Here is a 15,460-nt window from a genome sequence, read left to right on the forward strand (position 1 = left end):
CATAACCAGTACTCGCTCGCCATGGCCCTGAATTCCCGTGACTGCCAATCCCCTCGACGATCCGTTTTATTACCTCAACAACTTCCGGCAAGTGCTTGATTGGCTTGAGCTTCGCTATGCCGATGTGATGAGCGAAGCGGAGCACGCCTTTATCCGCGACTTCAATGCGCTGCCGCGAGCGTCGCAGGGTCTGCTGGTGCGGATGGTGATGCGCAAGGGCATTCATTTTCGCGCGGGAAAACTGACTTACGCCGAAATCGGCGACATCGCTACAGCCGCACAGCCGTTGCTGGCGCGCGGTTGGCTCGACGAGCAGGCGCCGTTGGCGATCGCAGAGCTCTTTGATGTGTTGCTCAAGGCTGAAATCCTGCAGGCTTTCGGTGACTTTATTGATCGACCCAAGGGCCGCAAGGATGAATGGCTGCCTTTGCTGGCAGAACAGTTCGATACGCCGCGAACCCTGCGCGACTGGGCGCCGTCTCTGAATGATCGCCTGTTCAGCCTGACCATCATGGATCTGTGCGATCGCCTGCGCCTGATGTTCTTCGGCAACCTTTATCAGGATTGGTCGGAATTCGTCCTGGCTGATCTCGGCATCTTTACTTACGAAAAAGTCGAATTCTGCGCCGATTCCCGAGGCCTGCGCAGCCGCGCGGACGTCGACGCCTGCCTGTTCCTGCACAATTGCCAGTTGCGTTTCGAAGCCGGTGAACCGCTGGAAACTATCTTTGAACAGGTCAGCGCGCTGCACTTCGACAACCCGTGGCTGCAACGTCGGCGCGGCAAAGTGCTGTTTCAGATAGGTCAGTACTGTGAGCGCATCACCGAGTTTGCCTTGGCCCTGAGTATCTACCGAGACTGCGCCTATCCCGGTGCGCGGCTGCGGATGATCCGCGTGCTGGAGCGCAGCGCCGAATACGCGCTGGCGCTGGAGCTGGCGTTATTGGCCGAACAAGCCCCGGAAAGCGCCGCTGAGCAGCAAGGTCTGCAACGCATCATGCCGAGGTTGCGACGCAAACTCGGCGGCCCGCCGCTCAAGCGCGCAACGGCAAAACCCGTGGAGCGTCTGGATTTGCACCTGCCTCGCAGCGATCCGGCGCTGTCGGTGGAGTTTTACGTGCAGGCGCATCTGCATGACGACGAGGGCCCGGTGCATTACGTCGAGAACAGTCTGATCAACTCGCTGTTCGGCTTGCTCTGCTGGCCGGCGATTTTCGCGCCGTTGCCCGGGGCGTTTTTTCACCCGTTCCAGCGCGGCCCGGTCGATCTGCTCAATGAAGATTTCCAGCAACGTCGCACCGAACTGTTCCAGGCCTGCTTCGCCGAGCTCGATGATGGCCGTTATGCCGACACCATTCGTCAACGGTTCGTGGATAAATGGGGCGTGCAGTCGCCGTTCGTGTTCTGGGGTGCACTGAATGAGGACTTGCTGGAACAGGCGCTGGCCTGCTTGCCCGCGGAGCACCTCAAACACTGGTTCAATCGTTTGCTGCTCGACATCAAGGCCAATCGCGCCGGCATGCCCGACCTGATCCAGTTCTGGCCGCAGCACAAAACCTATCGAATGATTGAAGTCAAAGGCCCCGGCGACCGCTTGCAGGACAACCAGTTGCGCTGGCTGGAGTTCTGCCACCAGCACCAGATGCCGGTTGCCGTGTGCTACGTGCAATGGGCGGAGCAGAGCGCTTGAGCTACAGCATTGCCGTGCGGGCACTGTGCGAGTTCACCGCCAAGACCGGCGACCTCGACTTGCGCTTCACGCCGTCACCCACCGCGCTGGAAGGCATCGCCGGCCACCGCACCGTAGCCTCGCGGCGCAGCGACAATTACCAAAGTGAAGTGGCGCTGGAAGGCGAGTTCCTGCAGTTGAAGGTCAAGGGCAGGGCGGACGGCTACGACCCGGCGCAGAACTGCCTGGAAGAAGTCAAAACTTACCGTGGCGACCTGAGTAAACAACCGGCCAATCACCGCCAGTTGCACTGGGCGCAGGCGAAAATCTACGGCTGGTTGATGTGCCGCAAACTGGATTTGCAGGAGATCAATCTGGCGCTGGTGTATTTCGACATCGTCAGCGAAAAGGAAACCTGTCTGGTTGAGGCGTTCAGCGTCGACACCTTGCGCGAGTTCTTTGAGCAGCAATGCCGCTTGTTTCTGCATTGGGCTGAGCAGGAAATGGCGCATCGCGAGGCGCGCAATCTGGCGGCGCAGCAGTTGCGCTTTCCCCATGCGGATTTTCGTCCCGGTCAACGGCATCTGGCCGAATCGGTGTTCAAGGCTATCAGCACCGGTCGTTGCCTGATGGCCCAAGCACCCACTGGCATTGGCAAAACCCTCGGTACACTGTTCCCGATGCTCAAGGCGCTGGCGCCGCAGCAACTGGACAAGGTGTTCTTCCTGACCGCTAAAACCCCCGGGCGCAAACTGGCGCTGGACGCCAGTCAGGTGTTGTTCGATCAATCGCCGACGTTGCCGTTGCGTGTGCTGGAAATGGTTGCCCGGGACAAGGCTTGCGAACACCCGGACAAAGCCTGTCACGGCGAATCCTGCCCGTTGGCGCAAGGCTTTTATGATCGTCTGCCCGCCGCCCGTGAGGCCGCCAGCCGCATCAATCTGCTTGATCAAGCCGCCATGCGTGAAGTCGCCGCGCAACATTCGGTATGCCCGTATTACTTGAGCCAGGAAATGGCCCGCTGGGTGGACGTGGTCGTCGCCGACTACAACTATTACTTTGACTTCAGCGCGCTGCTGTTCGGTCTCGCCCAGCTCAATCAATGGAAAGTCGCGGTATTGGCCGATGAGGCGCACAACCTGGTCGAGCGTGGCCGGCAGATGTACAGCGCCAGTCTCGATCAATTCGTCTTGGGCAGCGTGCGCAAAACCGCCCCCGAAGCGCTGAAAAAATCGCTGCAAAGGGTCAACCGTGAATGGAACGCGCTGCATGCGCCGCAACTGGCGGCGTATCAGGCCTACGACAAAGCCCCGGAAAAATTGCTGCAAGCGATCTCCCTGTGCTGCTCGGCCATCGGTGATTACCTCAACGATCACCCGCAAGGGCTCGACAGCGCGTTGCAGAACTTCTATTTCGATTTACTGCAGTTTGGCCGGGTCGCGGAGCTGTACGACGAGCATTACCTGTTCGACATCAGCAAGCGCGACCTCGACCGCAAACGGCCGCTGTCACAGCTGTGTTTGCGTAACGTGGTGCCTGCTGCGTTCATTGGCCCGCGCCTGAAGTCTGCGCGCAGCAGCGTGTTGTTCTCCGCGACCCTCAGCCCACGGCGTTATTACGCCGACCTGCTCGGCACGCCGGCTGATACGGTGTGGATCGACGTTGAATCACCGTTCAGCGCCGAGCAATTGCAGGTGCAGATCATCAGTCGCATCTCGACCCGTTTCAATCACCGGCAGGCATCACTGGAACCCATCGTCGAACTGATCGCGCGGCAGTTCAGTGAGCGCCCGGGTAACTATCTGGCATTTTTCAGCAGCTTCGATTATCTGCAACAAGTGGCAACCTTGCTCGCCGAACGGCACCCGCAGATCACCCTGTGGCAGCAATCGCGGGGCATGGCCGAAGGGCAGCGGCAGGCGTTTCTTGATCAGTTCACCGCTGACAGCCAAGGTGTTGGTTTTGCGGTGTTGGGTGGAGCATTTGGCGAGGGCATCGACCTGCCGGGCGCGCGGTTAATCGGTGCGTTCATTGCGACGCTGGGGCTGGCGCAGCTCAACCCGGTCAACGAACAGTTGAAACTGCGCATGGCAGCGATTTTCGGCGCCGGTTATGACTACACCTATCTGTTCCCGGGGGTGCAGAAGGTGGTGCAGGCGGCAGGCCGGGTGATTCGTACTCGCCAGGATCGCGGTGTGGTGATGTTGATCGATGACCGCTTTGCCGAGAGCCGGATCAAGCAGCTACTGCCGAAATGGTGGGCACTGCAGCATTCGCCTGGCTGATTGTTTTGAAGGCCGTTTCTGATAGCGCTGTAGGAATTTTTTCCTTTTGAAAGCAGTGACATATCCCGTATTGAAGCCGTGTTTGATGGTTTCGCAAAAGCAGACTTTATTGATAAGACCGCTCAAGCGGTTCAGTCCATTATCGATAAGGACATCGACCCATGACCATTAACGCCATCTACCGCTATACCCCCGAACAACTCAGTGCCGCTCTCAGCGATATCACCGCAACGTTGTTCGCCGGAATCACGCCTGACACCCGACCCAAACTATTGATCACCGCCGGCGTACAAAGCTCGGGCAAGACCTGGCTGCTGGAAAAAACCTTGTTGCCATCCGGCAACTACAAAAACCACGTGCGCCTGTATTTGCCGGAATACCGCAGCAAACACCCGCAGTATAAAGAAATGCTCAAGCACGGCGTACTACACGCCTATTTGCACAGCGAAACGTTCATTCGCGAGCTGTGCGGCAAGATCTTCGAAAAAGCCTTCACTGAGAAACTCAACATCATCATGGAATGCGCCTTCGACTCGATCGACTTTGCAGCGCTGCCTGCCATCGCCGTCAACGCGGGATATCAACTGGAGGTGCACATCGTCGCGTGCTACCAGCCTTTTGCATTTCTGTCCGGCTTCAAACGGGCCTTCAAAAGCCTGGAAACGCAGGAAGTTGAACGATTTGTCCGGCCCTCGGAACTCAAAGCCAGTCTGGCAACGGCGCATGCAGTAGTGTTTGCACTTGAGGCAGCGGCAAAGTTGTCGGATGGCTCGCAAATCCTTTTATACGAACGTGGAATGGGGGCTCTGCAAGATCGCGTGTTGCGTGCACGCAGCCTTTACAGCAGGGACGAGCAGGGCGTACTGAACGTGACCACGCCGAATGAGCCTTATAGCTATGCGGAGTACCAGCGCATCAGCAGTGCTTCAATCAGTGGCAATATGGAACGCGACGAATTTATAAAGGCGTGCCACCGGATGCTGCTGCAGACCCGGCAATACGCCGAGCAGATCCCTGACTATGTGTACGACGCGCTCTATTCACGCATTCTCAAGTACGTGCAGCGTTGAATGACCAAATCCTTGCGAGGTTTAACCGACATGCGCTTCCCAAACCGCCGGTTTGACGCATACTCCTCCAATACCAAATGTGCTTGAGTCGTACCTGATGATCAAAAACACCAAGACCGCTGCGATCGAAGAAATGCGTTTCAGGCTTTTGATCGATGCAGTGGTCGACTACGCGATCTACATGATCGACCCGGACGGCATCATCACCAGCTGGAACTCCGGCGCCAAACGTTTCAAGGGCTACGAAGAAGCCGAGATTCTCGGTGAGCACTTTTCCCGCTTCTATACCGCCGACGACCGCGCCGCCGGGTTGCCGCAGCGGGCGCTCGACACGGCGATTCGTGAAGGGCGCTTCGAGGGCGAAGGTTGGCGGGTACGCAAGGATGGCACCAATTTCTGGTCGCACGTGGTGATCGATCCGATCATCGACCCCAATGGCCAACTGCTGGGGTTCGCCAAAATCACCCGCGACCTGACCGACCGCAAGATGGCCGAGGAAACCCTCAGACGCAGCGAACAGCAGTTCCGCATGCTGGTGCAGGGCGTGACCGATTACGCAATCTACATGCTCAGCCCCGAAGGTCGGGTCAGCAACTGGAACCAGGGTGCACAGCGGATCAAAGGCTATCTGCCCGAAGAAATCATCGGCGAGCATTTTTCGGTTTTTTATACGCCAGAAGACCGTGCGGCCGGCGAACCACAACGGGCGTTGGCGATTGCCACCCATGAAGGTCGCTTCGAAAACCGTAGCTGGCGGGTACGCAAGGACGGCACGCGGTTTCTCGCGCACGTGGTGGTCGATGCCATTCGCGGTGAAACCGGCACGCTGCTCGGCTTTGCCAAGATCACCCGTGATGTCACCGAAGCCCATAAAGCCCAACAAGATCTGGAAAAAACCCGCGAAGCCTTGTTCCAGGCGCAGAAGATGCAGGCTATCGGCCAACTCAGTGGCGGCATCGCTCATGACTTCAACAACCTGCTGACGGTGATTCTCGGCAACCTCGAGCTTGTCCAGAAGCGCATTGGCGATGATCCGAAACTCACCCGGTTGCTGGAAAACGCCACCCAAGGCGCACTTCGCGGCGTGTCGCTGACCCAGCGCATGCTGGCGTTCGCTCGTCGTCAGGAACTCAAGACCGAGGCGGTCGATATTCCGCAACTGGTGCAAGGCATCACCGGGCTGCTGCGCAGTTCCTTGGGGCCGAACATCAAAATCGAGACACGCTTCCCCCTCGAACTTGATCGCGTATTGGCTGACACCAATCAGCTGGAACTGGCGATCCTCAATCTGGCGACCAATGCCCGTGATGCCATGCCCGACGGCGGTAGCGTCATTATCAAAGCTGAACACGAAGTGGTGCTGGAACAAGCTCAGCATGCGTTGGCGGCCGGTCACTACGTGTGCCTGAGCCTCACCGACACGGGCGCCGGCATGGATGCCAACACCCTGGCATCGGCCAAGGATCCGTTCTTCACTACCAAAGGTCTGGGCAAGGGCACCGGGCTGGGCTTGTCGATGGTGCATGGCTTTATTGAGCAACTGGGCGGGCGTTTCGTTCTTAAAAGCGAACCGGGGCAGGGCACCGCGGCTGAACTCTGGCTGCCAGTGGCGACCCATGCGGACATTGCCAGTCCGGCGCCGGTCATTGAACCCGTCAGTTCAGTGCCACGCTTGAGCGTATTGGTGGTGGACGACGACAGTCTGGTACTGACCAGCACGGTGTTGCTGCTCGAAGACCTTGGCCATCGGGTGCTGAGCGTCACCTCCGGTGCTCAGGCGTTGAACCTGTTCGATCAGGGTGAAGTGATCGATCTGATGATCACCGACATGGCCATGCCGCACATGAGCGGCGCGCAACTGGCACACGCCGTAAGGTTGTTGAAACCGGATCTGCCTATCATCCTCGCCACCGGTTACGCCGAGCGTCTGGAGGGTTTTGCGGCACAACTGCCGCGTTTGCCGAAACCGTTCACGCAACTCAATCTGCTGGAGGTCATTGCCCAATCAATGAAATGACCCGTCGGGAGATCCGCCTGAACTTGTCCGCTGTGGAGTTCTTCTAACTGTTTTCCACTCCGGAGCGTGCGTCCTTGTCTCGCATACTGACTCATCCAACTGCTGAAGAAACCCTGACCGAACACGACGCGAAAATGTTTGGCTCGCCCAAGGAGCGGCTGGATTTTTACCGTCGGGAAATACAGTACGAAACCAGCATTCTGGCCAACCGTACTGACGCTTATCTGGCGGCGCAATCGTTTCTGGTGATCGCTTTTGCTTCGTGCATGGCCAATCTCAACCCGGAGTGGGGCAAGTTGTTCACCTTGGTGGTGCCACCGTTTCTGGCATTGCTTGGGCTGCTTAGCTCGCTCAACGCCTGGCCAGGGATTCGGGCGGCGTACGACATTATTGATCACTGGCACTTCAAGCAGAGTCACTTGCTGCACAGTGAACCGGTGATGGGCTTGGCGTATGACGAGTCGCCGCTGTTCAGTGAGATGGAGTCGACTCACAAGGGCTATCGTAAGTCGCTGCTGTTTTCGGTGCGTACGCCGTGGATTTTTGCGGTGTTCTGGATAGTGTTGGGGAGTTATGCGGTGTTTATTCAGGTGACTAATCCTGGGGGATGATGCATAGCAAAAAGCCCGACTGAAATGGCCGGGCTTTTCATATTTCGCAATCAATCTGCGGTGTGCTCTAAATCGATCCCCCTCACCCCAGCCCTCACCCCCAAGGGGTAGAGGGGGAAGGGAGCAGATCTTTTGCTGTGTTCAAACCTGAGTTCGACCGGATATTTCAGGTCGGCGTATCTCGAACAAACACTGCGGTCAGTCCCCTCTCCCTCCGGGAGAGGGCTAGGGTGAGGGGCTTTTGACCTACAGCCTCAAGCCACCGTCTCAAGCTCTCGACGCAACCCCGCCGAATTTTGCGAAGACATCGGAATCGGCGGGAAATCCTCGTTAAGCACGCACAGATGATCAATCGCGTCTTCAAACATAAAATCGGCTTTCTTGCGCAAGGCTCGATAGTGCTCAAACTGTTCGAAATCCAGATTTTCCACTTCCAGCAACGCATTCGCCGCTCGATTGAGCGCGTGGGCGTTTTCGAAGAGTTGACGATTGCGTTCCAGAGCCAGTGCTCTGCAAGCCTTGATTTGCGCAGGAGTCGAGCATTCTTTCATGACCGTAACCTTATTCTTCGGGGTTCCTTTTCTCAGGCCCTCAAGCCGCAGGGGAACCGAACCTGCCGGGCCCCGTCGGACTCATCCGGCGGGGGGTTATGCTTGTGACTGTCGAAAATCGGGCAGGGATCCATTTTTTTTAAAAAGAATATTCGATGGGTTTTCATGGAAAACCTGTAAGGAAAAATCAGCTTTTTTGTTTTTTTTGCTGTTCGTAGCGCGCCAGGATCGGTTGCGTGCTGATGCCGTGTAGCAGAATGCTCAGCGCAACCACTGACAGCGTGAGATCCGTGCACAGCGTCGCCACCGAATCCGTCAGCCCATGGTTCAGCGCATAAAACAGATAAAACAGACTGCCGATCCCGCGGATGCCAAACCAGCCGATCAACAATCGTTGGCTGCCTTCAAGCAACGATCCCCAGGGCATCAAAGCCACACAGGCCGGACGGATCACACAAAACAACACGGCACCGACCAGTAACGCCCGCCAGTCCCAATGGGCGATCAACACGACGCCGAGCAGAGTCACCAAAAACACTTCCATGGCCCGTTCGACCAGACCGCCAAACGAAAGCATGTCGCCCATCATGATGCCGGCAGCCACCTGGCTGCTTTCCAGCCGCTCGGTATCGCCATGCACCGCGTACTGCGGCTCGATGTTCTGGTGGCCCACCACCGGTTGCACCAGATGCTCGGCGGGCGGCTGACCGGCACCGGTGGATTTCACTTCGATCTGGCGCAGGCCCAAGCCCGCTGCGAACACCGACAGAAAGCCGTAACCGCCGATGGCTTCCGCCACCACGTAGGCGAGGGCGATCAGCGCTAGCGCGAGGTAATCGTTGGGGCTTAAGGTGCTGTCGTCATTACGGATGCGCAGCGACAACGTGACGCGTCCGATACCGCGCCCCATCCAGTAACCGGTCAAGAGTCCCGCGGGCACGGCCCACAGCACATTGCGCAAGACCCAACCCTGCCACTCGGCGGAGGTACCTTCGCCATGGATCAACAGCAGTCCGAGAATCACAAACGGGAACGCGATCCCGTCATTCAAACCCGCCTCACCGGACAGGCCGTAGCGCACGCTGTCGACGTCCCGCGCATCGTTGACCTGCACCAGCGCCGCCAGCACTGGGTCGGTCGGCGCCAGGATCGCGCCAATCAGCAGCGACGGCCCCCACGGCAATTGCAACGCCCAATGCAACAGCAGACAAACCCCGATGATGGTCACCACCATTACCGGCCCGGCCAGTCCAAAAGCGATTCGCCAACGCTTGTCACGCAGCGGCAATCGCAATTTCAACCCGCAGACAAACAGCGAAAAGAGCACCGCAACTTCCGTCAGGTGCTCCATCCACAGCGAGGTTTCTTCCAAAGGCAGTTTCAGCAGGCCCAAGCCACTGGGGCCGATGCCGATGCCCAGCAGCAAACACACCGCTGACGTCGTGACCGGCATCCAGCGCAGGTACGACGAGGTCAGTGCCAGGGTCAACAACACGGCGCCGAGCACCGCGACCCACACGATAAAACTCATGTTGTGCCGCCTCCGAATGTTCCATATGACGGCAATCGCACCGCATTCTTTTGGTAGCTGCCATATCACTGTAGGAGCTGCCGCAGGCTGCGATCTTTTGATCTTGAAAAACACAAGCAAAAGATCGCAGCCTGCGGCAGCTCCTACAGTGACGCAAGGCCACAGGGTTTCAGAGCATCGGTTTGCCGCCGGTGACGCCGTAGCGCTGACCGGTGATGTAACTGGCTTCATCCGAGGCCAGCAGCACATAAATTGGCGCCACTTCGACCGGTTGGCCTGGGCGGCCAAGCGGGGTTTGCGCACCAAAGTTCTGCACTTCTGCGTCGGGCATGGTCGAGACAATCAGCGGCGTCCAGATCGGCCCCGGCGCCACGCAGTTCACGCGAATTTCCTGCGGCCCGAGCATCTGCGCCAGACCGCCGGTGAAATTGGCAATCGCGCCTTTGGTGGTGGCATAGGCGAGCAGGCTGGGTTTGGGCATGTCCGAGTTGATCGAGCTGGTATTGATGATCGACGAGCCGGCGCGCATGTGTTTGAGCGCCGCCTGGCACAACCGGAAAATCGCCGTGATATTCACGTCAAAGGTCATCACCCATTCTTCGTCGGGGATTTCCTCGAAGGTTTCGTGGGTCATCTGAAACGCAGCGTTGTTGACCAACACATCGATGCGGCCGAAGCTTTCGACGGTTTTATCGACCAAGGCCTGGCAATGGGATTTCTGCGCGATATCGCCCGGCAGCAAGAGGCACTGGCGCCCGGCCTGTTCGACCCAGCGTGCGGTTTCCTTGGCGTCTTCGTGTTCGTTCAGATAAGCGACAGCAACGTCTGCGCCTTCACGGGCAAAGGCAATCGCCACGGCGCGACCGATGCCGCTGTCGGCGCCAGTGATCAGGGCAATTTTGCCGGCCAGGCGTCCAGAGCCGACGTAGCTTTGTTCGCCACAATCGGGATAAGGCTGCATTTTGCTTTGCGAACCGGGGACGGCTTGGGCTTGTTTGGCAAAGGGAGGTTTTGGATAGTCGGTCATCGCGGGTCTCCGAGGTCTCATGGCAGGTATGGGTGGTTGACCCGGGGTGTTTGCCGTGAGTTCGATCGGATTTCCATACCCCCCCCTGTAGGAGCTGCCGCAGGCTGCGATCTTTTGATCTGGTTTTTTAAGATCAAGATCAAAAGATCGCAGCCTGCGGCAGCTCCTACAGGGGAATGGTGTCAGCGGTTAGCCAAAGCACGCTCCATCCGCGCAATGCCTTCTTCCAGCATCGAGCGTGGGCAGCCGAAATTCAGGCGTACGAACTGTTGGTGCTGATCGCCGAAATCCAGACCGGCGCTGAGGCCAACCTTGCCTTGCTCAAGGAAGAACTGCTGCGGGTTGGCCAGATCCAGCGCCGAACAATCCAGCCACGCCAGATAAGTCCCTTGCGGCACATTAATCGTCACGCCCGGCAAACGGCTGCGCACCGCATCTACCAGATAATCACGGTTGGCCTGCAGATAGGTTTTCAGCTCGGCCAGCCACGGCGCGCCTTCGCTGTACGCCACGCGGGTCGCTTCCATGCCCAGCGGGTTGACGCTGTCGACCATGCCGCAGCGGGCGTGGTTGACGCGTTCGCGCAGGGCAGCGTCCTGAACGATCATGAACGAGGTCTTCAGGCCGGCGATGTTGTAAGCCTTGCTCGCAGACATCAGGGTGATGGTGCGCCGGGCAATTTCCGGGCTCAGCGAGGCGGTCGGAATGTGTACGCGGCCGTCGAAGCACAGTTCGGCGTGAATCTCATCGGAGATGATCCACGCGTCCTGCGCCACGCAAATATCGGCCACGGCTTGCAGCTCTTCGCGTCCGAAGACTTTGCCCAGTGGGTTGTGCGGGTTGCTCAGCAATAGAGCGCCACCACCGTTTAGCGAATCACGCAATACGTCCAACGGCGTCAAGTAGGTGCCGTCTGCCTGCGCATTGAATTCCAGCTCGACCTTGTTCAAACCCCAATGCCCCGGCGCATGGCGCAGCGGCGGGTAGTTCGGCACTTGCACCACAACGTTTTGCTGCGGCTGCACCAGCGCTTTCAACGCCATGTTGAAACCGGATTCAACGCCCGGCAGGAAGATCAGCTCTTGCGGTTTGACCTTCCAGGCGAATTTGGCCCAGAGGTCGGCGACGATGGCTTCGCGCAGGCTGTCCTGAGTAACGCTGTAACCCACCAGCGGGTGCAACAAGCGCTGTTGCAGCGCCTCGATGACTACCGGCGGCGCGGCGAAATCCATGTCAGCAACCCACATCGGCAACACGTCGGCCGGGTAGCGGCTCCACTTGGTGCTGCCGGTGTTGTGGCGGTCGAATAGCTGATCAAAATCGAAAGTCATGCGCGGTCTCGTGAAGGCGGGTTGTTCATGGGCGCCATGATAAACCCTCAACCCCTGTAGGAGCTGCCGAAGGCTGCGATCTTTTGATCTTGTTTTTTACAAGCAAAGTCAAAAGATCGCAGCCTTCGGCAGCTCCTACAAAGGCTCTGCAGCCTCCGACGGTCGGTTTTCACACAGAACGTGTGGTCTTTGTCTACAGTGAAAAGGTCGGCAGACGTTTGCCGCAACCGTGTTTGTCCAGATAAAACCCGGCACAAGTACCGGGTTCCACCTGATCAGGAGTGCACGATGGATCTCAGCCGTCGTCAGTTCTTCAAGGTCGCCGGTATCGGCCTTGCAGGCTCGAGCCTGGGCGCGTTGGGCATGGCCCCGACGCTGGCCTTTGCCGAGCAGGTGCGCCACTTCAAGCTTGCCCACACCCATGAAACCCGCAACACCTGCCCGTATTGCTCGGTCGGCTGCGGTTTGATCATGTACAGCCAGGGCGATGCTGCGAAGAACGTTGCGCAAAACATCATTCACATCGAGGGCGACGCCGACCACCCGGTCAACCGCGGCACCCTCTGCCCGAAAGGCGCAGGCCTCCTCGACTTCATTCACAGCCCCGGCCGTTTGCTCTACCCGCAAACGCGCAAACCGGGCAGCAGTGAATGGACGCGGATCAGTTGGGACGAAGCGCTCGATCGCATTGTCGACCTGATGAAGACCGACCGCGACGCCAACTTCATCGAACAAAATGCCAACGGGCAAACGGTGAATCGCTGGCTGAGCACCGGTTTTCTTGCGGCGTCGGCGGCGTCCAACGAAGCCGGTTACATCACCCAAAAGGTGATTCGCAGTCTCGGCATGCTGGGGTTTGATAACCAGGCGCGTGTCTGACACGGCCCGACGGTGGCAAGTCTTGCCCCGACGTACGGCCGTGGTGCCATGACCAATACCTGGACTGATATCGCCAACGCGAATTTGATCCTGGTGATGGGTGGCAACGCAGCAGAAGCGCATCCGTGCGGCTTCAAATGGGTGACCGAGGCCAAGGCGCACAACGCTGCGCGGCTGATTGTGGTTGATCCGCGTTTTACCCGCACCGCTTCGGTGGCCGACTATTACGCGCCGATCCGCACCGGCACCGACATCGCCTTCATGGGCGGGCTGATCAATTACCTGCTGACCGAGGACAAAATCCAGCACGAGTACGTGCGCAATTACACCGACGTCTCGTTCATCGTCAAAGAAGGCTATGGCTTCGAAGACGGTATCTTCAGCGGCTACGACGTCGCCAAGCGCAGCTACACCGACAAGTCCGGTTGGGGCTACGAGATGGGCGACGATGGCTTTGCCAAAGTCGACCCGACGCTGCAACACCCGCGCTGCGTCTATCAATTGATGAAGGTGCATTACAGCCGCTACAACATCGACCTCGCCAGCCAGATCTGTGGCATGCCGGTCGACGCCATGCAGAAAATCTGGGACGAAATCGCCACCTGCTCGATTCCGGGCAAGACCATGACGATTCTCTACGCCCTCGGCTGGACGCAGCACTCTATCGGCGCGCAGATCATCCGCAGCGCGGCGATGGTGCAACTGCTGCTGGGCAACGTCGGCATGCCCGGCGGCGGCGTCAACGCCTTGCGCGGGCACTCGAACATCCAGGGCCTGACCGACCTTGGCTTGCTCTCCAATGCACTGCCGGGCTATCTGACATTGGCCAGCGACAGCGAGCAGGACTACGGTCAGTTCATCCATAAACGCACGCAAGTTCCGCTGCGCCCGGGGCAATTGTCCTACTGGCAGAACTACAGCAAATTCCACGTCAGCCTGATGAAGTCGTGGTACGGCGCCAACGCCACTGCCGAAAACAATTGGTGCTACGACCATTTGCCGAAACTCGACATCCCCAACTACGACGTCTTGAAAATGTTCGACCTGATGAGCCAGGGCAAGGTCAACGGCTACTTCTGCCAGGGCTTCAATCCGATCGCCGCGCTGCCGGACAAAAACCGCGTGATGGGCGCACTGGCGAAATTGAAATGGCTGGTGGTGATGGATCCGCTGGCCACCGAGACGTCGGAGTTCTGGCACAACGTAGGGCCGTACAACGATGTGAAAAGCGCGGAGATCCAGACCGAAGTCATTCGCCTGCCGACCACCTGTTTTGCTGAAGAGGACGGCTCGCTGGTCAACAGCAGCCGCTGGTTGCAATGGCACTGGAAAGGCGCTGATGGCCCGGGCGAAGCGCAGACCGACATTCGCATCATGGCCGAACTGTTCCTGCGCCTGCGCAAGCGTTATCAGGCCGAGGGCGGCAAATTCCCTGATCCGCTGTTGAAATTGACGTGGCCGTACAAGATCCCCGACGAGCCTTCGCCGGAAGAACTGGCCAAGGAAATCAACGGCAGCGCCGTGGCTGACTTCACCGATGCCACAGGCGTGGCGGTCAAGGCTGGCTCGCAACTGGCCGGGTTCGGCTTGCTCAAGGATGACGGCAGCACCGCGTCCGGCTGCTGGATTTTCGCCGGTAGCTGGACCGAGGCCGGCAATCAGATGGCGCGGCGCGACAACGCCGATCCGTATGGCATGCACCAGCATTTGGGCTGGGCGTGGGCGTGGCCGGCGAATCGGCGGATTCTCTACAACCGCGCTTCGGCAGATGTTTCCGGTAAACCGTGGGATCCGAAAAAACGTCTGGTCTGGTGGAACGGCAAAGCCTGGGGCGGCACCGACGTGCCGGACTACAAGGCCGACGTGCCACCAGAAGCCGGGATGAACCCGTTCATCATGAACCCCGAAGGCGTGGCGCGATTCTTCGCCGTCGACAAGATGAACGAAGGGCCATTCCCCGAGCACTATGAGCCGTTCGAAACGCCAATCGGCATCAACCCGCTGCATCCGCAAAACAAGAAAGCCACCAGCAACCCGGCGGCGCGGATCTTCGATTCGGTCTGGGAAACCCTCGGCGAGGCCAAGGACTTCCCGTACGCCGGCACCAGTTACCGGTTGACCGAGCATTTCCACTTCTGGAGCAAGCACTGCAAGTTGAACGCGATTGCTCAACCCGAGCAGTTCGTGGAAATCGGCGAAGTGTTGGCGAAAGAGAAGGGCATTGCTGCCGGCGATCGCGTGCGGGTCAGTTGCAAACGCGGCTTTATCGAAGCGGTGGCGGTGGTGACGAAGAGGATCCGGCCGCTGCAGGTCAACGGCCAGGTCGTGCATCAGATCGGCATCCCGCTGCACTGGGGTTTCACCGGCCTGACGCGTCACGGTTACCTGACCAACACCCTGGTGCCGTTCCTCGGCGATGGCAACACACAGACCCCGGAATCCAAGTCATTCCTGGTCAACGTGGAGAAGCTCTGATGGAGAATCTTTAA

General features: G+C 58.6%; 10 protein-coding genes. 6 read left to right on the forward strand and 4 right to left on the reverse strand.

What is annotated here, in order from left to right; translation table 11 throughout:
• Positions 1 to 37 precede the first annotated feature (37 nt).
• From ACIOMO_RS02280 to ACIOMO_RS02300, 5 genes are all read left to right on the forward strand, one after another.
• On the forward strand, positions 38 to 1,690 hold the full coding sequence (locus ACIOMO_RS02280; RefSeq protein WP_401237793.1) for a VRR-NUC domain-containing protein: 1,653 nt from the start codon (positions 38 to 40) through the stop codon (positions 1,688 to 1,690).
• Positions 1,687 to 3,954 (forward strand): helicase C-terminal domain-containing protein, encoded by a 2,268-nt coding sequence (locus ACIOMO_RS02285; RefSeq protein ID WP_401237794.1) that lies wholly within the window; start codon positions 1,687 to 1,689, stop codon positions 3,952 to 3,954. The genes ACIOMO_RS02280 and ACIOMO_RS02285 overlap by 4 nt, the downstream gene beginning before the upstream one ends.
• Before the next feature lie 161 nt (positions 3,955 to 4,115).
• Complete coding sequence (locus tag ACIOMO_RS02290) at positions 4,116 to 5,024, forward strand: zeta toxin family protein (protein ID WP_401237795.1); 909 nt, start codon at positions 4,116 to 4,118, stop codon at positions 5,022 to 5,024.
• A gap of 97 nt (positions 5,025 to 5,121) precedes the next feature.
• Positions 5,122 to 7,041 (forward strand): PAS domain S-box protein, encoded by a 1,920-nt coding sequence (locus tag ACIOMO_RS02295; RefSeq protein WP_401237797.1) that lies wholly within the window; start codon positions 5,122 to 5,124, stop codon positions 7,039 to 7,041.
• 74 nt (positions 7,042 to 7,115) lie between these two features.
• Positions 7,116 to 7,652, forward strand: a complete 537-nt coding sequence (locus ACIOMO_RS02300; protein WP_053119988.1) for a hypothetical protein — start codon at positions 7,116 to 7,118, stop codon at positions 7,650 to 7,652.
• 254 nt (positions 7,653 to 7,906) lie between these two features.
• On the opposite strand, the gene ACIOMO_RS02305 is transcribed toward ACIOMO_RS02300, so the two are convergent.
• From ACIOMO_RS02305 to ACIOMO_RS02320, 4 genes are all read right to left on the reverse strand, one after another.
• Positions 7,907 to 8,203: a hypothetical protein gene (locus ACIOMO_RS02305; protein ID WP_159811295.1), complete on the reverse strand. Its 297-nt coding sequence runs from the start codon at positions 8,201 to 8,203 to the stop codon at positions 7,907 to 7,909.
• Between the two features lie 187 nt (positions 8,204 to 8,390).
• A complete protein-coding gene (locus ACIOMO_RS02310) occupies positions 8,391 to 9,734 on the reverse strand; it encodes a cation:proton antiporter (protein ID WP_401237799.1) in 1,344 nt (447 codons plus the stop codon).
• 169 nt (positions 9,735 to 9,903) lie between these two features.
• On the reverse strand, positions 9,904 to 10,761 hold the full coding sequence (locus tag ACIOMO_RS02315) for a glucose 1-dehydrogenase (RefSeq protein WP_401237800.1): 858 nt from the start codon (positions 10,759 to 10,761) through the stop codon (positions 9,904 to 9,906).
• 182 nt (positions 10,762 to 10,943) lie between these two features.
• Entirely contained in the window at positions 10,944 to 12,092 is a 1,149-nt protein-coding gene (locus tag ACIOMO_RS02320) for a MalY/PatB family protein (RefSeq protein WP_401237802.1), read from the reverse strand.
• 288 nt (positions 12,093 to 12,380) lie between these two features.
• Here ACIOMO_RS02320 and fdnG point away from each other — a divergent pair, with 288 nt between their 5' ends.
• Positions 12,381 to 15,446, forward strand: a complete 3,066-nt coding sequence (gene fdnG / locus ACIOMO_RS02325; RefSeq protein WP_282358414.1) for a formate dehydrogenase-N subunit alpha — start codon at positions 12,381 to 12,383, stop codon at positions 15,444 to 15,446.
• Positions 15,447 to 15,460 lie beyond the last annotated feature (14 nt).

Source organism: Pseudomonas sp. NPDC087804 (genome assembly GCF_044742965.1).
Lineage (GTDB): Bacteria > Pseudomonadota > Gammaproteobacteria > Pseudomonadales > Pseudomonadaceae > Aquipseudomonas > Aquipseudomonas rustica.

Excerpts from the sequence above, each read along its gene's own strand:
- ACIOMO_RS02290 (WP_401237795.1), top strand. The coding sequence starts at position 4,116 with ATGACCATTAACGCCATCTACCGCTATACCCCCGAACAACTCAGTGCC.
- ACIOMO_RS02295 (WP_401237797.1), top strand. The coding sequence starts at position 5,122 with ATGATCAAAAACACCAAGACCGCTGCGATCGAAGAAATGCGTTTCAGG.
- ACIOMO_RS02305 (WP_159811295.1), bottom strand. The coding sequence starts at position 8,203 with ATGAAAGAATGCTCGACTCCTGCGCAAATCAAGGCTTGCAGAGCACTG.
- ACIOMO_RS02310 (WP_401237799.1), bottom strand. The coding sequence starts at position 9,734 with ATGAGTTTTATCGTGTGGGTCGCGGTGCTCGGCGCCGTGTTGTTGACC.
- ACIOMO_RS02315 (WP_401237800.1), bottom strand. The coding sequence starts at position 10,761 with ATGACCGACTATCCAAAACCTCCCTTTGCCAAACAAGCCCAAGCCGTC.
- ACIOMO_RS02320 (WP_401237802.1), bottom strand. The coding sequence starts at position 12,092 with ATGACTTTCGATTTTGATCAGCTATTCGACCGCCACAACACCGGCAGC.